At 63.9% G+C, this 20,404-nt stretch carries 19 protein-coding genes; 8 read left to right on the top strand and 11 right to left on the bottom strand.

The window, feature by feature from the left end; genetic code table 11:
- Window positions 1-89: 89 nt before the first annotated feature.
- On the top strand, window positions 90-1,250 hold the full coding sequence (locus E1956_RS47970) for a methyl-accepting chemotaxis protein (protein WP_269467645.1): 1,161 nt from the start codon (window positions 90-92) through the stop codon (window positions 1,248-1,250).
- Window positions 1,251-1,368: 118 nt separating this feature from the next.
- On the opposite strand, the gene E1956_RS31325 is transcribed toward E1956_RS47970, so the two are convergent.
- The 4 genes from E1956_RS31325 to E1956_RS31310 form a co-directional block, all read right to left on the bottom strand.
- Entirely contained in the window at window positions 1,369-1,908 is a 540-nt protein-coding gene (locus tag E1956_RS31325) for a cupin domain-containing protein (RefSeq protein ID WP_167760182.1), read from the bottom strand.
- A 234-nt stretch (window positions 1,909-2,142) separates the two neighbouring features.
- Window positions 2,143-3,264: an alkene reductase gene (locus E1956_RS31320; protein WP_134756542.1), complete on the bottom strand. Its 1,122-nt coding sequence runs from the start codon at window positions 3,262-3,264 to the stop codon at window positions 2,143-2,145.
- An 85-nt stretch (window positions 3,265-3,349) separates the two neighbouring features.
- Window positions 3,350-4,156, bottom strand: coding sequence for a 2,5-didehydrogluconate reductase DkgB (gene dkgB, locus E1956_RS31315; protein WP_134756540.1), 807 nt, complete (start codon window positions 4,154-4,156; stop codon window positions 3,350-3,352).
- Window positions 4,157-4,262: 106 nt separating this feature from the next.
- Window positions 4,263-5,501 (bottom strand): MFS transporter, encoded by a 1,239-nt coding sequence (locus tag E1956_RS31310; RefSeq protein ID WP_134756538.1) that lies wholly within the window; start codon window positions 5,499-5,501, stop codon window positions 4,263-4,265.
- 102 nt (window positions 5,502-5,603) lie between these two features.
- Between E1956_RS31310 and E1956_RS31305 the strand changes: the two genes are divergently transcribed.
- Window positions 5,604-6,506, top strand: coding sequence for a LysR family transcriptional regulator (locus tag E1956_RS31305; RefSeq protein ID WP_134756536.1), 903 nt, complete (start codon window positions 5,604-5,606; stop codon window positions 6,504-6,506).
- 58 nt (window positions 6,507-6,564) lie between these two features.
- Here E1956_RS31305 and E1956_RS31300 read toward each other — a convergent pair whose 3' ends face one another.
- From E1956_RS31300 to E1956_RS31275, 6 genes are all read right to left on the bottom strand, one after another.
- Window positions 6,565-6,957: a BON domain-containing protein gene (locus E1956_RS31300; protein ID WP_134756534.1), complete on the bottom strand. Its 393-nt coding sequence runs from the start codon at window positions 6,955-6,957 to the stop codon at window positions 6,565-6,567.
- 15 nt (window positions 6,958-6,972) lie between these two features.
- Entirely contained in the window at window positions 6,973-8,052 is a 1,080-nt protein-coding gene (locus tag E1956_RS31295; RefSeq protein ID WP_134756532.1) for a porin, read from the bottom strand.
- A 149-nt stretch (window positions 8,053-8,201) separates the two neighbouring features.
- Window positions 8,202-8,936 carry an SDR family NAD(P)-dependent oxidoreductase gene (locus E1956_RS31290; RefSeq protein WP_134756530.1) on the bottom strand — a complete coding sequence of 245 codons (735 nt, stop codon included), beginning with the start codon at window positions 8,934-8,936 and terminating at the stop codon, window positions 8,202-8,204.
- 61 nt (window positions 8,937-8,997) lie between these two features.
- Window positions 8,998-9,447 (bottom strand): nuclear transport factor 2 family protein, encoded by a 450-nt coding sequence (locus E1956_RS31285; protein WP_134756528.1) that lies wholly within the window; start codon window positions 9,445-9,447, stop codon window positions 8,998-9,000.
- A 91-nt stretch (window positions 9,448-9,538) separates the two neighbouring features.
- Window positions 9,539-11,233, bottom strand: a complete 1,695-nt coding sequence (locus E1956_RS31280; protein WP_134756526.1) for an FAD-dependent oxidoreductase — start codon at window positions 11,231-11,233, stop codon at window positions 9,539-9,541.
- A 364-nt stretch (window positions 11,234-11,597) separates the two neighbouring features.
- Window positions 11,598-12,344, bottom strand: coding sequence for a GntR family transcriptional regulator (locus tag E1956_RS31275; RefSeq protein WP_134756524.1), 747 nt, complete (start codon window positions 12,342-12,344; stop codon window positions 11,598-11,600).
- Window positions 12,345-12,503: 159 nt separating this feature from the next.
- On the opposite strand from E1956_RS31275, the gene E1956_RS31270 reads away from it, so the two are divergent.
- The 3 genes from E1956_RS31270 (at window position 12,504) to E1956_RS31260 (ending at window position 16,203) form a co-directional block, all read left to right on the top strand.
- Window positions 12,504-13,355 (top strand): fumarylacetoacetate hydrolase family protein, encoded by an 852-nt coding sequence (locus E1956_RS31270; RefSeq protein ID WP_134756522.1) that lies wholly within the window; start codon window positions 12,504-12,506, stop codon window positions 13,353-13,355.
- A 97-nt stretch (window positions 13,356-13,452) separates the two neighbouring features.
- On the top strand, window positions 13,453-15,252 hold the full coding sequence (locus E1956_RS31265) for an FAD-dependent monooxygenase (protein ID WP_134756520.1): 1,800 nt from the start codon (window positions 13,453-13,455) through the stop codon (window positions 15,250-15,252).
- A 12-nt stretch (window positions 15,253-15,264) separates the two neighbouring features.
- Entirely contained in the window at window positions 15,265-16,203 is a 939-nt protein-coding gene (locus tag E1956_RS31260) for a VOC family protein (protein WP_134756518.1), read from the top strand.
- Window positions 16,204-16,315: 112 nt separating this feature from the next.
- Here E1956_RS31260 and E1956_RS31255 read toward each other — a convergent pair whose 3' ends face one another.
- Window positions 16,316-17,212: a LysR substrate-binding domain-containing protein gene (locus E1956_RS31255; protein WP_134756516.1), complete on the bottom strand. Its 897-nt coding sequence runs from the start codon at window positions 17,210-17,212 to the stop codon at window positions 16,316-16,318.
- A gap of 215 nt (window positions 17,213-17,427) precedes the next feature.
- Between E1956_RS31255 and E1956_RS31250 the strand changes: the two genes are divergently transcribed.
- The 3 genes from E1956_RS31250 to E1956_RS31240 all read left to right on the top strand — a co-directional run bounded on the left by E1956_RS31250 (window position 17,428) and on the right by E1956_RS31240 (window position 20,329).
- Window positions 17,428-18,066 (top strand): hydrolase, encoded by a 639-nt coding sequence (locus tag E1956_RS31250; protein WP_134756514.1) that lies wholly within the window; start codon window positions 17,428-17,430, stop codon window positions 18,064-18,066.
- 93 nt (window positions 18,067-18,159) lie between these two features.
- On the top strand, window positions 18,160-19,281 hold the full coding sequence (locus E1956_RS31245; RefSeq protein WP_418789329.1) for a porin: 1,122 nt from the start codon (window positions 18,160-18,162) through the stop codon (window positions 19,279-19,281).
- 154 nt (window positions 19,282-19,435) lie between these two features.
- A complete protein-coding gene (locus tag E1956_RS31240; RefSeq protein WP_134756512.1) occupies window positions 19,436-20,329 on the top strand; it encodes a pirin family protein in 894 nt (297 codons plus the stop codon).
- Window positions 20,330-20,404 lie beyond the last annotated feature (75 nt).

The raw sequence follows: 20,404 nt of genomic DNA, 5'->3' as shown, positions 1-20,404 counted from the left end.
CGCAAAAAGCGCCCGTCAATGCCACACAGCTCGCCGCGCTTTCGTCTTCATGACGCCGCCGCGTCTTGCTTATTCACCAGGGAAACGAAGTGCCAAAATCTGCGCTCACGATCAGACTCACGTTCATGTTCGCGTTCGGCGTCATTGCCACTTTGATGCTGGCCGTCGGACTCATCGGAATAGTCGGCCTATTGCACCTTGATGCCCATGCCGCTCCGTTTTACCGCTGGGCGATGACAAGTCTGGTTGCACTCGCGTCAGTGGGCTTTGCTGTCGCGCTCTACGCCGGCCTCCATCTGCAGGCCGTGGTATGCGGCGGCTTGTATCGCATCGCCAGTAAGTTCGAGGACATCGCGGTGACGCTCGATTTGTCGGCGCGGTCTTCACCGCGGCGCATGGACGAGTTTGGCCGCTCCGCCGTTGCGTTCGACAAGTGGATGAGACGCATGGAAGAGACGATGTTGTCCGTCCGCTCCTCGACCGAGCTGGTGACCTCGGCGACGCGCGACATCGCCGCCGGCAACCTCGATCTGTCCGCCCGCACGGAGGAGCAAGCCGCGTCGCTGACGGAGACCGCCTCGAGCATGACGCAGCTGACCGGGACCGTGAAGCAGAACGCCGACAGTGCACGTGAAGCGAGCGGCCTTGCCGCCGACGCGACGGACATCGCCGATATGGGCAGCGACGTCGTGCAGGCGATGGTGGCTACGATCGACAAGCTATCCGGCAGTTCGAACAAGATCTCCGAGATCACGGGCGTGATCGAGAGCATTGCGTTTCAAACGAACATTCTCGCGCTCAATGCTGCAGTCGAAGCCGCTCGCGCCGGTGAACAGGGGCGAGGCTTCGCTGTGGTCGCGAGCGAAGTTCGAAGCCTCGCTCAACGATCGGCCACTGCGGCCAAGGAGATCAAGGACCTGATTGCCTCTTCCGTCGCGACCGTCGAGGCGGGCTCGCAGCAGGCGAGCGAAGTCAGCACCGCGATGAGCGAGATCAAGGGCGCCATCAAGCGCGTTTCGGCAATCGTCCGCGAGATCGCCAGCGCGTCGGAACAACAAAGCCGCGGTATCGAGCAGGTCAATCAGGCCGTCATCCAGATGGACCAGGTGACGCAGCAGAATGCGGCGCTCGTCGAGCAGGCGGCAGCGGCCGCGGGCTCGCTCGAGGAGCAGGCCGGGAGACTGAAATCGACGGTGTCGTCATTCAAGCTTTCCGATACGACGCGACTCGCGATCTCGTTCGATGCATAGTGCAAGCAGGCGGGCGCTTGTAACGGCCAAGTTGTAGTGTCCAATTCGGGGAGCGGCGCATTGGAGATGTCCGATTCCTGCCCGGGTTGAAACCCCGGCTCGTGCGGGGCGTGTGCCTTCAACGCCCGTGCGCCGCGTGCCGTGCGAGCTCGAACACCTTCGGCTCACCCGTTTCTCCGTCCATGTATGGCGCTTTGGTCAGCCGCCCAATGGCTTGCAGGCTGCGAATCATGACCTTGCCGCTGTCGGGATAGGTGCAGACCTCATGAGGGTCGTTGAACCCGACAGCAAAGTACACGAGGTCCTCATCGAATGGATTGGCCAGTTGATGGGCTATCCCTGTTCCCGCCGGGCACGAAATGCAGTCACCGGCGCGAATCTCCTGAATGGTTTCTCCATAGCGGAAGACCCCGCGCCCCGAGAGCACATAGAATATTTCGTCGGCTCGCGCATGAGTGTGAAATGGACACGCTGTCCGGCCAGGAGGAACGCGCGAGACATTCGCACCGAGCCGGCCGGGCATCGCGTCCATGGCAGGCGTCAAGGGCTTCCTCGCACTGCCCCAATGGTCTCCATTGAGCTGCTCGATTTCCTTCACGGTATCGACGTTCACGACATTGGGCACGACGTCTTGCGCGGTTGCTTTTTCATGCTCCATGTTCGCTCCTTGCGTGGTTAGTCGAGGGACAAAGTCAACGCGTCTGGTGGACGGACGATAACACCACCCATCGCCGCGGTACAGGAGCATCGAAGTCGCCCAGTTCGCGGTTGTCGTGCCGACAACCAGCGGGCGGATCGCTCACGGCGACTGCCCGGATTGCAGGGCCGGCGCGAATGGTGGAGCGGAACTAGCGGCGCGCGGAGGTGCCGCAGATGTGCATATGCACGCCGCTCAGGCGGCAGCCGCGGTGCCGTCGAGCACAGGGTAGTCGGTGAGGCCTTTCGCGCCGCCGCCGAACAGCGTTTCGCGCTGGTGCTGCGCAAGCGGCGCACCGGCGCGCAGACGCTGCACGAGATCGGGGTTGGCCACGAACGGACGGCCAAACGCAATGAGATCCGCCCAGCCTGCGTCGATGGCATCGCGTGCGCGCTCACCCGTGTAGCGGCCCGCGTAGATCAGCACGCCGGGATAAACGGCGCGCAGCTTGCGCTTGAATTCGAGCGGCATGTGGGGCGCGTCGTCCCAGTCGGCTTCCGCGATATGAATGTAGGCCACGCCGATCTCCCCGAGCTTTTGGGCCGCTGCGAGATAGGTCGTTTCCGGGTCGGCGTCTTCGCAGCCGTTCAGCGTCGTGAGCGGTGCGAGACGGATGCCCACGCGCTGCGCGTCGCCCGTGCCTTCGATCAGCGCACGCGTGACTTCGTCGAGGAAGCGCAGGCGGTTTTCGAGCGAGCCGCCATATTCGTCGGTGCGGGTGTTCGCGCTGGAATCGATGAACTGATTGACGAGATAGCCGTTCGCAGCATGCAACTCGACACCGTCGAAACCGGCTTCGATCGCATTGCGCGCCGCCGTGCGGTACTGGTTCACGATTTCGTGAATTTCGCCGACGGTTAGTGCGCGTGGTTCGGAGGCCTGAACAAATCCCGGCACGCCGTCGTTGCCGCTGGCGATGAACACGTTCACGCCGCCGGCTTGAAGCGCCGAGGACGACACCGGTTGCTGGCCGCCGAGCAGGCTCGTGTGGCTCAGACGGCCCACGTGCCAGAGCTGCGCGAAGATACGGCCGCCGCTGGCATGAACCGCATCCGTCACCTTGCGCCAGCCTTCGATCTGGCCGGACGTGTGAATGCCGGGCGTCCACGCGTAGCCCTTGCCGAGCGGCGCGACATAGGTGCCTTCGCTCACGATGAGTCCGGCGTCGGCGCGTTGCGCGTAGTACTCGGCCATCAGGTCGTTGGCTTCGTCGCCGGGCTGGCTCGCGCGCGAGCGCGTCATCGGCGGCATCACGATGCGGTTGGGCAGCGTCAGAGAGCCGAGTTTGAGAGGCTGGAAAAGCGGATCATGTTTCACGGGATAGTTCCTGTTCGGGTTCGCGGCGCGCAGGCCGCGAACGTTCAAAACGGTTTCGGGACTTCAGTCTCGCTTCAGTCCCGCGTCAGTCCCACTGCGCGGCGAGACCCTCGGGGCTCACTTCGCGACCATTGCGTTCGAGCGCGGCGATATCCGCCATGTCTTCGTCGGTTAGTTGGAGCGTCTGGGCGAGCAGGTTGCTCGCGAGGTTTTCGCGCTTCGTCGACGAAGGAATCACCGAGTAGCCGAGGCGCAGCGCCCAGGCGAGCGCCACCTGGGCCGGCGTCGCGTGGCGCCGTTCCGCGATCGCGCGAATGACCGGGTCGCCGAGCACCTTGCCGTAGGCGAGTGTCATGTACGACGTGACGTGAATGCCTTCCTGCTGGAGGAAGCCCACGAGCTTGCGGCTTTGCAGATACGGGCTCAGCTCGATCTGGTTGGTCGCGATGTGCTCCTTGCCGACCACGGCGATTGCCTGCTTCGTCAACTCGATGTTGAAGTTGGAAACGCCGATCTGCTTCGTGAGGCCTTGCGACTTCGCTTCGGCGAGCGCGCTCATGAATTCCTCGAGCGGGACGCCGTTGTTGGGCGCGGGCCAGTGGATCAGCGTGAGATCGACTTCGTCGGTGCGCAGCTTCTTGAGGCTGTCCTTGAGGCTCGGGATCAGCTTGTCGCGCGAGTAGTGGTCGACCCAGATTTTCGTGGTCAGGAACAGGTCCTTGCGCGCGACGCCCGAAGCGGCGATCGCTTCGCCCACTTCGGCTTCGTTGCCATAGATCTGTGCGGTGTCGATCGCACGGTAGCCGACTTCGAGGCCATTGCGCACCGAGTCGATGACGACCTGGCCTTGCAGGCGGAAGGTTCCGAGGCCGAATGCGGGAATGTTGCTCATGATGTTCTCCGTGTCAGTGAGGGAAAGGAGAGGTCGATGGAGTCATTGTGCCGATTTCGATCTATGCGAAAAACGGCAGTAAACGCGAAATACATTTGAATCTGAATCAAATATTTCCCGGTGGAAGATCGTGTGCCGAACTGTGCTGCGGCTGCTGGCGCTGCAAGGCCATTTGCACGAATACGAGCGCGAGACCGGAAGCGGCGATCATGGCGCCGACGATGGGCACCGCGGCATAGCTGAAGCCCGCTGAAATCGCCGCGCCGCCCGCGGCCGCACCCACGGCATTGCCGAGATTGAAGGCGCCCACGTTGACGGAGGACGCCAGCCCTGGCGCTTCGGAAGCGGCACGCATGACGCGCATCTGCAGGGGCGGCACGACGGCGAAGGTGGCGATGCCCCAGACCACGACGGCAATCGCGGTGCCGATCTGATGCTTCGCGAGCAGCGGGAACGCGAGCATGATGGCGACGAGCAGGATCAGGAAGACGATCAGGCTGCCGTTGAGCGAGCGGTCCGCGAGCCGGCCGCCCGCCACGTTGCCAATCGAAAAGCCCACGCCCACGAGCACGAGCATGGCCGTCACGAAGGCGGGCGAGGCGCCGGCGAGGTGTTCGAGTGTCGGCGCGATATAGGTGTAGAGCGTGAACATCGCGCCGGCGCCGAGCACGGTCGTGGCCATCGCCATCAGCACCACGGGGCGGGTGAGCACCTTCAACTCGCCGCGCACGTGCGGCACCTTTCCGGCTTCGCCCTTCGGCAGCGCCACGCGCAGGATCAGCATCGTGACGACCCCGAGCGCCGCGGTCGCGGCGAACGACATGCGCCAGCCGATGGTCTGGCCGAGCCACGTCGCGGCGGGCACGCCGCCAATGTTCGCGATCGTCAGCCCCATGAACATGGTGGCGACCGCACTGGCCTGCTTGTGACGGGGCACGACGCTCGCCGCGACGAGCGAGCCGAGCCCGAAGAACGCGCCGTGATTGAGGCTCGTGACGAGGCGCGCGAGCAAGAGCGTCGTGTAGTTCGACGAGACCGCCGAGAGCAGGTTGCCGACGGTGAAGATGCTCATGAGCGCGATGAGCGCCGTTCTGCGCGACCAGCGCGAAAAGGCGAGCGTCATCAGCGGCGCGCCGACCATCACGCCAATCGCGTAGGTGGTGATCAGCATGCCGGCGGTCGGGATGGAAACGTGCACGCCTTCGGCGATGACGGGCAGCAACCCCATCGGCGAAAATTCCGTCGTGCCGATGCTGAACGCGCCCATGGCGAGCGCCAGCAACGAAAGCCATGCACTACCGGCTTGATCCGACTGATCCGGCTTCGATAATTGAGCGTGACTCATGCTGTCTGCTCCGTCCTGTTTTGATGAAGATGGGAGTGTGCGCCCTTTACTTTTGATTAAAAACTAGCCTATAAACGAATATGTTTTGATTTGAAATCAAAAATGAAAATCACGTTAGATGAGCTGCAAGCCTTTGTGAGCGTGGTCGACAGCGGCTCCATCACGGCCGCCGCGCAGCAGCTCGACCTCACGATTTCGGCTACGAGCCGGACCTTGGGAAGGCTGGAGGAGAAGCTCAAGACCACGCTGTTGCGCCGCACGACACGCCGTCTGGAGTTGACCGAGGAGGGGCGGGCATTTCTGAACGACGCGCGGGCGATCATCGCTTCGGTGGAGGGCGCGGAAGAGCAAATGGCCGCGCGCCGCGAGCGGCCATCGGGCCGGCTGCGCGTGGATGCGGCCACACCGTTCATGCTCCATGTGATCGTGCCGCTCGTGCAGGGTTACCGGGAGCGCTATCCTCAGGTCGAGCTGGAACTCAATAGCAACGAAGGGATCATCGACTTGCTGGAGCGGCGCACGGACGTGGCCATCCGGATCGGCGCGCTGAAGGACTCCACGCTGCACAGCAAGCCCGTGGGCCGCAGCCGCGTGCGCATTCTCGCGAGCCCCGCGTATCTGGAAGCCCATGGGCACCCCAGGCGCGTCGAGGACCTCGCGAAGCATGCACTGCTGGGGTTCAATCAGCCGGAGGCGCTCAACGTCTGGCCGATATCGGGGCCGGACAACGAGCCGTATCGCATCGCCCCGGCCATTTGGTCGTCGAGCGGCGAGACGTTGCGCCAGCTCGCTCTGGAAGGCGCCGGCATCGTGTGCCTTTCCGACTTCATGACGGCGCGCGACCGGCGCGAGGGGGCGCTCGTGCAGCTTTTCACGCGCCAGACCCAGGATGTCCGGCAGCCGATCAATGCGGTTTACTACCGCAATACCGCGATTTCGGCGCGCATTGCCTCGTTTGTCGATCATCTGATCGAGGCGGTGCGCGGGACGGAGTTCGAGCGCTAGCGGGCGGCTCGCCCTCATCGAGGCGCCGGATTGGGTCGTCGCGGCGCTGCTCGCGAGCTCACTTTCCGTTCGCCTGCAGCGTCAGGCCGTTGCGTACCGCCTGTACGCCCGCGATGTCACGCGCCACATCGGCCGCCAGATCGATCTGGTCGGTGTCGGGGACCGTGCCCAGCAGCGTCACGACGCCGCCGGCAGCCGTGACGTTGATGCCGTCGGCAACGAGCCCACGCGTGCGCGAAAGCTGGCGCATGACGGTTTTGCGCAGCGCGCGGTTGGCAGCCTTCGCGGCCTTCGCGTCCTGGGGAATTACGGCGTTGCTCGCTGCACTGGATTGCGACGCCATCGGCAAGTTGTCGTTTGCGGCTTGCGCATGCGCGTCGATTGCGCTTGCCACTGTGAGAAAGGCCATGCAGAGCGCAACCGTGTAAATGGCCGGATAAGCGGATTTCAATCGATTTCTCCCTGATCAGAACGAGTGACGGATGCCGACCGTGGCGCCCACCGTGTTGCCGGATACGCCATAGAGCGCCCCATTGACCGACAAGCCTGTGTTCATCGCGCCGTGGTTGTCCACGGAGGCGACTTGCGCGTAGAGCGTGGTCCGCTTCGAAAGGAAATAGCTCGCCCCCAGCGCGGCCAGCAGCGAATGATTGGCCGTGTGATTGCGGTCGCTGGTGACCCACACGCCGCCGTCGAGGTCCAGCGCGGGCGTGACATACCACGACAGGCCGCCGCCATAGACGTTGTTGTCGAACGAGCCGGCGACCTTGTAGTTGACGAACGACGCCTTCACCGTGACCGCGCCGAACTTGAACGCCGCGCCCAGCGTGCGGCCCTCGGCGGCAAAGTCGATCGGGGTAGGCGTGGGATTCGCGCTGCCGCTGTTGCTGTCGAAGATCGCGGCATTGACCATCAGGCCGCCATACTCATATTTGACGCTGGCGGAGTATTGGCGGCCCGCCTGGAAATCGCCGGGTTTGCCGCCGAACGAATACAGGAGACTCGCTTGCAGGCCCCAGAGCGCCGGGCTCGTGTACGAGACCGAGCTTGCACTGAAAATGCTGGTGCCTAGCAGGTTGTCGACGAGATTGACGCCGCCGCTGCCGAAGAACGACATGTTGCGTGGGTCGGATGCGTAGAGCGCGAGGAAGAACGGCGAGAATTGCAGGCCGGCCTTCACTTCGCCGTAGCGGTTGTCGAGCGCGATCCACGCCTCGCAGCCGAACAGGTTGCCGTCGCAATGCGCGAGCGCTCCGTTGGCAATGCTGATCCCGCTTTCGAGCTTGAATTTGGCTTGCAGTCCGCCGCCGAGATCCTCGGTGCCAAGTATCCCGAACTGCGAGTACGACGAACCGCCGTCGATCATGGAGAACTGCTTGCCGGCGTTGGCGCCCGTGGTGGCATCGAGCGTCTTGCTCGTGTACAGCAGGCCGCCGTCGATGAGGCCGAACAGCGTGACCTGGCTTTGCGCGTGCGCCGATCCGCAGATCAGCATGCCTGCCGCCCATCCGGCAAGGCGCCACGCGCGCTTTCTATCTTGCAGCATGAAGTGTCTCCCCTTACGTCTTCGTCTGCGCGAATTGCAAGAAGTCAATGGATTTAAATATATGGAATACTAATTAAATAAGACGATTTGATTCGCGGGTTGCGGTGGCGGACACCGGCGCGCGATGCGCAGGTGTCCGCATGCCGCCGTTAGATCGCCCAGCCGCCGTCGATCGCGATCTCGGCCCCTGTGATGAACGCGCTCTCGTCGCTCGACAGGAAGGCGACCAGAGCCGCCACTTCGTCGGGCGTGCCGTGACGCTTCAGCGGTGCGGCTTCGGCGCCAATCCGGTTCGTTTCGTCCGGGTTCTCCTTGAGCATCTCGGTGGCGATAAAGCCCGGATGAACCGAATTCACGCGGATGCCGTGCGGCGCCAGTTCCGCCGCTGCGACCTTGGTCATGCCGCGTACGGCCCATTTGGTGCTGCCGTATGAAATGGCATTGGCGAAACCGCGCAGCCCGGCAACGGACGATATATTGACGATCGCCCCTCGTCCGCTCGCGCTCAGGGGCTTGATCGCATGCTTCATGCCGAGCAGCGTGCCAAGCTGGTTGACGCGAAAATGCTGCTCGGCCAACTGCGCCGTCGTATCGCCGAGCGCCGCCGGCCGGTAGATGCCCGCATTGTTGACGAGCACGTCGCATTGCCCGAACAGACTCGCGGTGCGCTCGAAGACGCGTATCCACGACGCCTCGTCGGTGACGTCGTGCTCGACGAAGGCCGCGCGATCGCCAAGCTCGCGCGCGAGGGCCTCGCCGTCTTCCACGAGCAGGTCGGTCAATACCACGTTCGCGCCTTCGCGATGAAAGCGTTTCGCCTCGGCCGCGCCCTGGCCGCGAGCGGCGCCGGTAATGACGACAGTCCTGCCTTCGAATCGATTCATGATCGTGCTCCTTGCTCCATGTTCTTTCGCGTTAAGTGAAAACACCGGACCCGCGCGTGCATCAGTAGCGGCGCACGCTGTCTTTCGCGAGCCACGGGTAGCGCGCCGTGTCGGCGCCGGCATAGTCCGGGTCGAGATAGATGTGGCAGCGCTGGATCTTGAAGTCGCGGATCTCGAACACATCGCACCAGCGTCCCGCGTGGGACGTGCCCGCGCGCCACGTTTCGCCGCTTTTGAGCCGGCCGTGCGAGGTCGCTTCGACCACGACGAGGTCGCCCTGCTGGATGAAATTCGCATACGTCACGTCATGGCCGATTTCGGCAAGAATGCCGAGCAGGTCGTCGAACAGCCTGGCGATCTCCGCGCGGCCGCTGGCGATGCCCCACTTCGGAAAATAGACCTGGGCGTGCTCGTCAAAGAGGCTCAGGATCTCGTCGCCGCGATCCATGCGCTTGAAGTATTCGAGTGCCACGGCCTTGCGTTGCTCATCGGTCATCGACTGGATTTGCATGGGTGTCTCCTTGATATGCGCAGCGGCCGGCAATTGCCGCTGCGGCGGGGTGATATGAACGGCTCGAAGGTGTCGTAATACGGGCTCGCGCTCAGCCGAGGGCGGCTTCGGCAGGCGCGGTCTGCTTGATGATTTCGTCGTGCGCCGCGTGAGCCGCGCGCCACGCGAACGCGATGATTGGCCCCAGCGTGCCGCCGCCGGCCCAGTAGGCGCGCGCGGAGGCGGAGGCGACGCAGTTGCCCACGCCGTAGAGGCCCGGAATCGGCACGCCAAGATCGTCCAGCACCTGTGCGCTGGCGTTGGTCAGCGGCCCGCCCTTCGTGTCCAGCGTGCCGCCGGCCACCAATGCCGCGTAGTAGGGCCCCGTGTCGGAGAGCGGGTACAGGGTCGGGTTGCCGTGTTCGAGCGGCTCGCCTGTCGGGCCGTTGAACATGCGCTCGACCAGGCGCTCGCCGCGGCGGAAATCGTGGTCCTTGCCTTCGCGCGCGAACGTATTGAAGCGCGCGATCGATGCACGCAGATTCGTTGCGAAGTCGTCGCTGAGCTGGGCGTTTCCAGTCAGGTGAGCGTACTTCTGCAAGCGCTCGCGAATCGCGTCGCTTAGCTCATCGAGCGTTTCGCCGCGCAACTCGAACGCCTCGTTGCCTGCCGATGGACGGATCAGCCGGCCATACTCGGTGCTCGCGCTATGTTGCTGGCTGCGTTGATCCCAGATGGCGACCTGGACGAAGTTCGGATACTCGGCGCGCTGCGGGTCCCATTCGAAGAACGTCTGGGCGATTTCGTTGTAGGCGAGCTTCTCGTTGACGACGCGCTGTCCGGTCTTGTTCACCCACAGCATCGAGTCCCCACCCACCGAGAAGGTGCCGGTGAAGTCGTCGCCGCCGGCCGCCACGCGTTCGAGCGCGACCGGGCACATCCATGCGTAGTTCATGTTGCGTAGTTGGGCGCCGGCAGCGCTGGCGATGCGCACGAAGTCGCCTTCGTTGCTGCGTGCGGCGCAGCCTCCAACGAACGGTGCATGCAGGAAATTCGCGCGCAGCGCGGGATCGTGCGTGAAGCCGCCGGTTGCGAAGATCACGGCCTTGCGCGCGCCGAGCGTGAGCGTCTCGCCGCTCGCACGCGTGGCTTGCACGCCGGCGACTTCGCTTTTGCCGTTGCGCATGACCCGCTGCACGCGCACGCCCGTCATGATCTGCACGCCGTCACGCAGCGCCGCGGCTTGCATCGACTCGACCGCGACCTTGCCGCCATCGGACATCGACTCGCACGCATCCGCGGGTAGCAGCACGCGGCCGCGCGGCGCCTTGTTTTCCGGCATCTCGGCCCAGTAGTCGGTGACGTCGGCGCAATGCCGGTAGAGCAGCGCGCCGCGCTCATGAAGCGCCTGCGCGGCCGGCGAGGCGCTTTCGTAGATGGCTTCGAAGGCTTCGTATTCCCAGGGTTCGAGGCCGAGCAGCGGCGCATCGGGCTGGTAGCGTTCGGGGCGCGCGAGCCGCGCCATATAGCGCAGGCAGTCGTCCTTGTCGTCGACGAGGCCGGCTTCGTGCATCGGCCGGTTGTTCGGCACCCAGTACCAGAACGCAGCCTTGCGCGCCGTGCCGCCCACGACTTCGGCTTTCTCCACCAGCGCCACCGAGTTCCCGAGCCAGCGCGCAAAGAGCGCGGCAGGCAGGCCGCCACCGCCCGCGCCGACCACGATCACATCGTATTCGCCGTCGCAAGCCGGCGGCTGTGTCACGGGTGCGGCCGTCTCACGTCCAGCCCATTTCAAGCTGTGATGCATCGTCTTCCTCCGTATGTTTTTCGGTGTTGGATGGAGCGTCCCGAAGGTCGGCTCCGATCTGCCGAAGAATATACGTTAGAAATAAAAATATACAAAAAGATAAAAACTATTGAAGTGATAGGGATGTATGCAGAGGCCTGAATCGAGGCGATGCAGAGATCACGCCGGGTGCAGCGCATCGCGGCGCGCAAGCGAAGGCTTACGCGCCGCGATGGCGAAGAACGTCGATGAGAGAGGATGCGAGGGAGCACGCGCACACCGGTGCGATGAATGCACGTGCGCAAAAAGAGGCCGCCGGCGAGCGCCGGGGGCACGGGGCAGGGTACGGGTGCTTCAGGCGCCGCAGCGCCCGGTCATACGGGGCTCAGGATGCCGTGCGGCGCTTGCGGGCGGTGGCCGTCGTGCTCTTGCGGGGCGTGGGGGACTCGGCCGAGCGCTCGAGCACCAGATGGGTCGTGACGGCGAAATGCTGGCTCAGCAGTTGGCAGGCGAGATCCGGGTCGCGCGCGAGCACGGCCTTCACAATATCTTCGTGCTCCTTGGCAACGTTGCGCTCCACCGCATGCACGCTGCGCAACGACATATGGCGGTAGCGCGCCGTCTGGGTGCGCAGTGTGGCCGCGAAATGCTTGAGCCATTTCGAGCGGCACCCCGCGAGCAGCGTGGTGTGGAAATGGTCGTGAGCGCGCTCCCACGCCGGGTTCATGCGCGGCGGGTCGCCGATCACCGTCGGCAGGCTGTTCACCTGATGGAACGCCGAGAGCACGGCGCCTTCCCATTCGAGATTCCCGCTTTCGATGGCATCGCGCAACGCCTCGGACTCGATGCACTGGCGCACCGAAGTCACGTCTTCGAGATCCTCGCGCGAAACCTGCGTGACCCGGAAGCCGCGCTGGTCCTCCGCCTCCACGAACCCGCTCATCGCGAGCCGCGAAACGGCCTCGCGCAACGGAATGACGCCCGCCTGGTAGCGGTCAGCCAGCTCGCGGATCTTGAGCTTCGATCCGGGCGGCAGCGCACCCGTGACGATGTCCTGAAGAATGGCGTCCGCCAGCACCGATGCCATGGTGCGCGATGCGCCGGTGTCTGCGTTCTCGAGCGTGATGTCCACAAGGTTCTCCTGCATGTGGGCTTGATTATATTCAGAAACGCGTATGTATGCAGAACTCAGGGTTAACGATCAAAGACGAAAATATATATATTTTGTACTTTTGTATCCAACGGCGGCGCACCAATCGTCGCCCCTCACCTGAACTGAACTGGAGTCGTCATGCATTACGTGAATTTTTCGCCCGATGGAAAGACCCGTCTGCTGGGCTTGCTCGAAGGCTCGGCGATCGTGTCGCTGGGCGATGCCACGCTGGAGCGGTTGCTGGCGCAAGGCGTGGATCTGGTTGCCTGGGCAAATGCGCAGCGGCCGTCCGGCACGCAATACAAGCTCAGCGACGTCACGCTGCTGCCGCCCCTCACGCAGCCGGGGAAAATCATTTGCGTGGGTCTGAACTACGCGGATCATACGAAGGAAAGCCCGTACGAGCAGCCCTCATATCCGACCCTGTTTCCGCGCTTCAATAGCAGCCTGATTGCGCACGACGCGCCGATGATCCGCCCGCTCGTGTCCGATTCGCTGGACTTCGAAGGCGAGATGGCCGTGGTGCTGAAAAGCGGCGGCCGCCACATTCCGCAGTCGAAAGCGCTCGATTGCGTGGCCGGCTACTCGGTATTCAACGACGGCTCCGTGCGCGAGTACCAGTTCAAGGCGCCGCAATGGACGGTCGGCAAGAACTTCGACGGCACCGGCGCGTTCGGACCGGCGCTCGTGACCGCCGACGAGGTGCCGGCAGGCGGCAAGGGGCTCAAGCTGGAGACGCGCCTGAACGGCAAGGTCGTGCAGGCGGCCAACACCGACGACATGTTGTTCGATGTGGCCACCCTGATTGCCGTGATCAGCGAAGCCATCACGCTCGAAGCCGGCGACGTGATCGTGAGCGGCACGCCGGCCGGCATCGGCTGGGCCCGCGAGCCCAAGCTCATCATGCGCGCGGGCGACGTGTGCGAGGTCGAGATCGAAGGCCTTGGCGTGCTGCGCAACGTCGTGCGCGACGAAGCCCCGCAGCGCTGAGCGCGCGGGCGCAACAGCAAGGGATCGCAACAGATCGCACCAGATCGCACGGGCGGCCACGAGCGGCCCAGAAAGAGCAGAGGACACAGGAGCAGACATGAGACAGATTCGCGTACCCGTATTCGTGGTGGGGGCCGGTCCCGCCGGACTGACGACCGCCGCGTTGCTGGCGAAATACGGCGTTGAAGTGCTGGCCATCACGCGCTATCCGGGCACCGCGCATTCGCCGCGCGCGCACATTACGAATCAGCGCACCGTAGAGGTGTTTCGCGATCTCGGCATCGAGGACCGCGTGCGCGCGCTGGCGACCCCGCACGAGCTGATGAGCAACAACGTGTGGGCGACGAGCTTCGCCGGCACCGAATTCGCGCGCCTTCAAACGTGGGGCACGGGGATCAAGCGCAAGTCCGATTACGAGGCTGCGAGTCCCTCGCAGATGTGCAATGCGCCGCAGCATCTGCTCGAGCCCGTCATCCTGACGGCCGCGCGCGAGTATGGCGCGAAGATGCTGTTCAACACGGAGCTGGTGTCGATCCGCCAGACCGACGAAGCCGTGTACTCGCGCGTGGTCGACCGGCTCACGGGCGAGGAGTTCGAGATCGTGTCCGACTACGCCGTGGGCGCGGATGGCGCACAGAGCCTCGTCGTCAAGCAGCTCGGCTTCGAGCTGGAAGGCGAGATGGGCCTCGGCTGCGCGGTCAATTGCTGGATCGAGGCGGACCTCACGAAGTACACCGCGCATCGGCCCGGCGTGCTGTACTGGATGTGCCAGCCCGGCAGCGACTACTGGGTGGGCAGCGGCACGTGGATCTGCGTGCGGCCATGGAACGAGTGGGTGCTGCTGTTCATGTACAACCCGAAGGACGGCGAGCCGGACCTCAGCGAAGAAGCCGTGATCGCGCGCGCCCGCGCGACCATCGGCGACCCGGACGTGCCCATCCGCGTGAAGGCCGTCTCGAAGTGGACGATCAACCGCATGCACGCGCGCGCCATGGTCAAGGGGCGCGTCGCAATCGCGGGCGATGCGGCGCACCGCCATCCGCCGGCCAACGGGCTCGGCTCGAACACCTCGGTCCAGGACGGCTTCAATCTCGCGTGGAAGCTGGCGATGATCGTCAAGGGCCAGGCGTCGCCCGCGCTGCTGCAGACCTACTCGGACGAGCGCCAGCCGGTTGCCGAGGGCGTGGTGAAGCGCGCCATCAAGTCGGTGGGCGAGATGCTGCCGATCGCGAAGGCGCTCGGTTTCGCCGAAGGGCAGAGCGCCGCGGACGGATGGAAGTCGCTCGACGAGCTGCATTCCGATGGCGCAACCGGCCGCGCGCGCCGCAAGGCGCTGGCCGTCGCCATCGATTTGCAGAACTATCAATTCAATTGCCATGGCGTCGAGCTGGGGCAGCGCTATACGTCGCCGGCGATCGTGCGCGACGGCGCGACGTTCCCCGCGCCGGGCCGTGACCCGGAGCTGTACTATCACGCCACGACCACGCCGGGCGCCTCGATCCCGCACGCATGGATACAGCGTGAGCGCGAGCTCGTCTCGACGCTCGATCTGGTCGGGCACGGCGCGTTCACGGTGCTCACCGGCGCTGGCGGCGAGGCATGGATCGACGCGGCAAAGCAGATAGGCGAGGAGTTTGGCGTCGATGTGAGCGCGGTGTCCATTGCGCATGGCACCGGGACATTCGACGCCTATGGCGACTGGGCAAGACAGCGCGAGATAGAGGATCATGGCTGCCTGCTGGTGCGGCCCGACCGCTTCGTGGCGTGGCGCTCCGAGACGCTGGCCGACGATCCCGTGGGCGAGCTGCGGCGCGTGTTCTCGCAGATACTCGGCAAGGCGCCTGGCACGGAAATGCAGGGCGCGACCCAGGCCGCCGCAGCAACGGCCGGCGCGTGAAGGAGGGTATTCATGACATCGTCAGCAACGGATCGCGCTGCGTTTGGCGTGCATAGCATCGACCACTTCGCGCTCGAGGTGCCGGACCTGGCCGAGGCGCGGCGCTTTCTATCCGCGTTCGGCTTCGCGATTGAAACCCAGGCAGAGCAGCTCTTGCTGCGCGCTTCGGCGAGCGACCATGTCTGGGCCAAGGTTCGACAGGGTGCGCGCAAGCGGCTCGCCTGGCTGTCGTTCAACGGCTTTGCCGACGACTTCGAGCCGTTGCGCGAACAGATCCTGGGCGCGGGAGGGCGGCAGGCTGCGGCGCCGGCGCTCGCGCCCCAGGACGGTTTCTGGTTCGAGGATCCGGACGGCAATTTGCTCCAGGTGAGGCCTGGCATCAAGACCTCGCCCGGCTGCAAGCCGGCCGTGCGCCAGCAAGCGAAGCTGCCCCAACTCCGTGGAGCGAGCTTCAGGGCGCAAGCAGGGCAGGCCCGCCCGACGCGTCTCTCACACGTGCTGATGTTCACGCCGGACGTATCGCGCGCCGTCACCTTCTACGAGCGCGCACTCGGCCTGCGGCTTTCCGATGGCTCCGAGGGCATCGTCGCGTTCCTCCATGCGAGGCATGGCAGCGATCATCACATGGTCGCGTTTGCCCAGGGCAGCGCGAAGGGCTGGCACCACAGCGCGTGGGACGTGCCCACGGTCGACGAGGTGGGGCTTGGCAAGATGCAGATGGCGCACGCCGGGTACAAGCAGGGCTGGGGCGTCGGGCGTCATGTGCTCGGGTCGAACTACTTCCAGTACGTGCGCGATCCGTGGGGATCGTACTGGGAATATTCGGCCGATATCGACTACGTGGGCGCCGGGACCGAATGGCCCGGCGGCGACCATCCGCCGGAGGATTCGTTATATCTGTGGGGCCCGGACGTGCCCGACTATTTCTTCGAGAACACGGAAGCGTCCTGATGCCGTGTTCCATGGGCAAGCCTGTAAGCGCTCGAGCGGGCGAAAACCGATTCACCCGCGCAAGGTTTGCCCATGAAGAAGACGCAATCGCCCTGGCGGGTGCGCAAGGCGCTCACTCATCCTTCTGAATGTTCGTGGCGAAATAGTCGATCAGCAGCCGCACGGCTGGCAGGAGGCCCCTGCGAGACGGGAAGACGGCATGAACCAGTCCGCCCCTGGGCGTCCAGCCTGGCACCACATCAACCAGCGTGCCGTTTTCGAGCTCGTTCTCGACGACCATGCAGGGCAACTGCACGACGCCCACGCCTTTCAGGGCGGCCTGGCGAAGCACGGTCATATCGTCGGTGATGTAGCGAGGTGCGTGAGGCAGGCGCGCCTCGGCTCCGTCCGGGCCCACCAAATCCCAGGCGTGATCGCGCTGCGGTCCCCAATCGAGGCTGGGCATGCCGGCGAGATCCGCAGGATGCGCAATCCTCGCGTGCTGTTTCACGAGCGCCGGAGCGGCAACCAGGCGCTGCGGACTTCCGGAGAGCACACGCATGACGAGTCCGCTGTCTTCGAGCGGGGGGAAACGCACGCGTAGCGCAAGATCGAACCCTTCGCCGAGAACATCGACCCGGCGATTGGTGGCATCGAGCAGGATCCGCACCTTCGGGTATTGCATCATGAAGTCGGCCACGAGACCGCCGATGCGGTATTCAAGCAGCGTCGTCGGGCAACTCATGCGCACCACGCCCTGGGGTTCCGAAACCCTGCGCTCCATGACCTCGCGGGCGGCATCGGCTTCCACGAGCACCGCGATGCAGCGCTCGTAGAACTCTTGTCCCGTCTCCGTTACCGAGAAATGCCGTGTGGAACGGTTGAGCAGGCGAACGCCGTAGCGGGCTTCAAGGTCGGCGACGCGTCGGCTCAGCTTGGACTTGGGCATGTTGAGCGCCCGGCCCGCCTGCGTGAAACCGCGGTTTTCGACCACTTTCACGAAATAGAAGATGTCGTTCAGGTCGTCCATGACTGTTCCTTTGGCAGAACAATCGAGACATCTTAAGGCAATCAGGTTGCCAGGGTTCGTCGTTGTTCATCCCATAGAACACAGTCGGCATTTTTCGGGGACTGGAAGCCAGCTTGTTGCCCACATAGGATTGACAGCGCATGCAGATCCGATGCGACCCGCATCGATCCTCGGGATCCCACTTTTCACTTCCTGCACTGTTTCTGGAGGCAACCATGGCAAGCGAACCCATTCGCGACCCCGCGAACGATCATCTGCTCACCCCGCAGAACGCAGCATTCATCGTCATCGATTACCAACCGGTCCAGGTGAATTCCATCGCGTCGATGGATCGCCAATTGCTGGTCAACAACATTGTGGGCGCCGCCAAGGCCGCAGTCGCCTACAAGTTGCCCATCGTCCATTCGACGGTCAACGTGAAGACGGGCCTGAACAAGCCGCCTATCCCGCAACTGCGCGCCGCGCTTGACGACTATCCGACCTACGATCGCACGAGCATCAACTCGTGGGAAGACGTCGAATTCCGCAAGGCTGTCGAGGCAACCGGCCGCAAGAAGCTGATCATGACGGCGCTCTGGACGGAAGCCTGCCTGACGTTCCCCGCGCTCGATGCGCTGAAGGCCGGCTACGAGGTCTATGTGGTCGTCGATGCGGTTGGCGGCACGTCGGTCGCTGCGCACGAAGCCGCGTTGCGCCGTATCGAACAGGCAGGCGGCAAGATGATCAGCGTCGCCCAACTGTTCTGCGAGTTGCAACGCGACTGGGCGCGCAGCGAAACCGTCCCGGCATTCATTGACCTGTTCATTGAAACCGGGGGCACGGCCGGCATCCAGTTCTCGTACGACAAGAGCTGATGTAACACGCGCGCGGCCGGTTGCGGTACCCGTCCGCGCGCATCTGCGATGTCCGGCGAAGGTCGGGCCATCGCCGACGACGGGGAATCGGTCATCATGAAGAGACAAGGCGCGCTGCCAGGTCTGGCAGTCTGCCTGACCACGGCATTCTTGCATGCCAACCTGTACGCCCAGGGGAGTGTCACATTGCAGGGCATGATCGATGGCGGTGTGACCTGGGTGAACAACCAGCATGGCGGCTCGGTGACGCAGTTCGACAGCGGGATCTTCGCGCCGAACGTTTTGACGTTCAGCGGAAACGAGGATCTCGGCGGTGGAACGAAGGCCATATTCAATCTGACTTCGCAGTTCGATCTCAGCAGCGGCGCGACCATTCCGGGCGCTGGCCAGATCTTCAATCGCACGTCATACGTGGGACTGTCCGATGAGCGGCTGGGTGCCATTACGTTTGGCAACCAGTACGACTTCATGTTCGACACGTTGACGCTCGGTCTCTTCGACGGTGCGTTCCTGTTTGGCGGGCTCTATGATTTTCGCCAGGGACCATTCAGCGCGCTCGGCATCCCGCAAAATCCGACCGGCTCGTTTGATTTTGACCGCCTGGCCGGCGCGACGCGTGTGGCGAACGCGGTCAAGTATCGCAGCCCATCCTTCGCTGGATTCAGTTTTGGCGCGCTGTACGGTTTTGGCGGCATTGCAGGTTCGTTTTCCGCCAATTCGACGATCAGCGCGGGAATGAACTATGAGAACGGCCCGCTTGCAGCCGGGATCGCGTATATCGACGCCAAATATCCCGAGCTCGGCAACGGTCATGAAGGAATCCAAAATTTTGGGGCCGGCGCGCATTACCAGTTCGGCAGCGTGCTGGCCATGCTGCTGTACACGAATACAAAGAATACGGCGAGCGGGGCAAAGATCGATGTCTACAAGGCGGGCGCATATTGGACGATCTCACGCGTCTGGTCGACGGGACTCGACTACCAGTACATGAAGGGAAACGAGGTGCTCGAGAACAACAAGGCTCACCAGGTCACCGCAGCGCTGCAATACCACTTTTCGAAGACGACGATGGCATACGTCGAGGCCGTCTATCAGCGTGCGAGCGGCGATGCCGAAACGACGCAAGCATGGATCAACGGCTTGCTTGAACCCGGCGCGGCAGCAAGCAACCGTTCACAGACGCTGGCGCGCATCGGGTTGCAGACGAAATTCTGATTGGCCCGCCCGGAACGGCTGCATTGAACGCGGTCCATTGTTCTACCCATGAGACACAGAGGACAACTTCCACGCTCTACCGCCCTCATCGTCGCGCGACTACCCTGTATCCATACAACCACGGCCGCTGGCCGTTCAACAGGAACATTTGACGATGAAAAAGATTCTCGGCGCTTACAGCAACCCCAACGCGCATTGGGTCGGCGACGGCTTTCCCGTTCGCACCCTGTTCTCGCATCACACCATGGGCCGCCACCTGAGCCCGTTCCTGATGCTCGACTACGCGGGACCGAAAAGCTTTTCGCCGACGGACCGCCGGCTGGGTGTTGGGCAGCATCCGCACCGTGGCTTCGAAACCGTGACCATCGTGTACGAGGGCGAACTGGAGCATCTCGATTCAACCGGTAGCGGCGGCCAGATCGGTCCCGGCGACGTGCAGTGGATGACGGCGGGCGCCGGCATTCTGCATGAAGAGTTCCACTCGCGCACGTTCGCGAAAGCAGGCGGAACGCTCGAGATGGTCCAACTCTGGGTCAATCTGCCCGCGAAGGACAAGATGACGGCACCCGGCTATCAGAGCATCGTGGCCAGCCAGATTCCGTCGATCGACCTGCCGGAAGGCGCAGGGCACGTGCGGGTGATCGCCGGCAACTTCGCAGGCAAGGTGGGGCCGGCGCATACCTTCACGCCGATGGATGTCTGGGATGTGCGGCTCAACGCAGGACGTGGTGCAACGTTGACGCTGCCGCCGGGCCGGACGCTCGCGCTCGTCGTGCTGCGCGGTCAGGTCCGCGTCAACGGCGACGAGCGAGTCATCAGCGACGCTCAACTGGTGCTGCTTGCACAAGAAGGCACCGACGTCGAGCTTGACGCCATCAGCGATGCAATCGTTCTGGTGTTGAGCGGCGAACCCATCGACGAACCCGTCGTTGCGCATGGCCCGTTTGTCATGAACACGACCGAAGAAATTCGCGAGGCGGTAGAAGACTTCAACAGCGGGCGGTTTGGACGGATGGCGGCGGCGGACCAACGCACTGTGGCGCAGTAAGCGCCGCCGAACCATCAGAAGTGCGCCTTTTGCGAATGGCGGCGAAGCGGTAGGCAACTGCCTCACGTACTCAGA

Origin of the sequence: Paraburkholderia pallida, assembly GCF_004524855.1 — a bacterium.
Lineage (GTDB): Bacteria > Pseudomonadota > Gammaproteobacteria > Burkholderiales > Burkholderiaceae > Paraburkholderia > Paraburkholderia oxyphila.
Note: the sequence above shows the minus strand (reverse complement) of the source record. Positions and strands in the feature narration are given on the sequence as shown.

Coding starts and splice junctions, on each gene's coding strand:
- E1956_RS31290 (WP_134756530.1), bottom strand. CDS start 8,936: ATGAATCGATTCGAAGGCAGGACTGTCGTCATTACCGGCGCCGCTCGC.
- E1956_RS31285 (WP_134756528.1), bottom strand. CDS start 9,447: ATGCAAATCCAGTCGATGACCGATGAGCAACGCAAGGCCGTGGCACTC.
- E1956_RS31260 (WP_134756518.1), top strand. CDS start 15,265: ATGACATCGTCAGCAACGGATCGCGCTGCGTTTGGCGTGCATAGCATC.
- E1956_RS31305 (WP_134756536.1), top strand. CDS start 5,604: ATGAAAATCACGTTAGATGAGCTGCAAGCCTTTGTGAGCGTGGTCGAC.
- E1956_RS31325 (WP_167760182.1), bottom strand. CDS start 1,908: ATGGAGCATGAAAAAGCAACCGCGCAAGACGTCGTGCCCAATGTCGTG.
- E1956_RS31265 (WP_134756520.1), top strand. CDS start 13,453: ATGAGACAGATTCGCGTACCCGTATTCGTGGTGGGGGCCGGTCCCGCC.
- E1956_RS31250 (WP_134756514.1), top strand. CDS start 17,428: ATGGCAAGCGAACCCATTCGCGACCCCGCGAACGATCATCTGCTCACC.
- E1956_RS31270 (WP_134756522.1), top strand. CDS start 12,504: ATGCATTACGTGAATTTTTCGCCCGATGGAAAGACCCGTCTGCTGGGC.
- E1956_RS31280 (WP_134756526.1), bottom strand. CDS start 11,233: ATGCATCACAGCTTGAAATGGGCTGGACGTGAGACGGCCGCACCCGTG.
- E1956_RS31295 (WP_134756532.1), bottom strand. CDS start 8,052: ATGCTGCAAGATAGAAAGCGCGCGTGGCGCCTTGCCGGATGGGCGGCA.
- E1956_RS31310 (WP_134756538.1), bottom strand. CDS start 5,501: ATGAGTCACGCTCAATTATCGAAGCCGGATCAGTCGGATCAAGCCGGT.
- dkgB (WP_134756540.1), bottom strand. CDS start 4,156: ATGAGCAACATTCCCGCATTCGGCCTCGGAACCTTCCGCCTGCAAGGC.
- E1956_RS31240 (WP_134756512.1), top strand. CDS start 19,436: ATGAAAAAGATTCTCGGCGCTTACAGCAACCCCAACGCGCATTGGGTC.
- E1956_RS31255 (WP_134756516.1), bottom strand. CDS start 17,212: ATGGACGACCTGAACGACATCTTCTATTTCGTGAAAGTGGTCGAAAAC.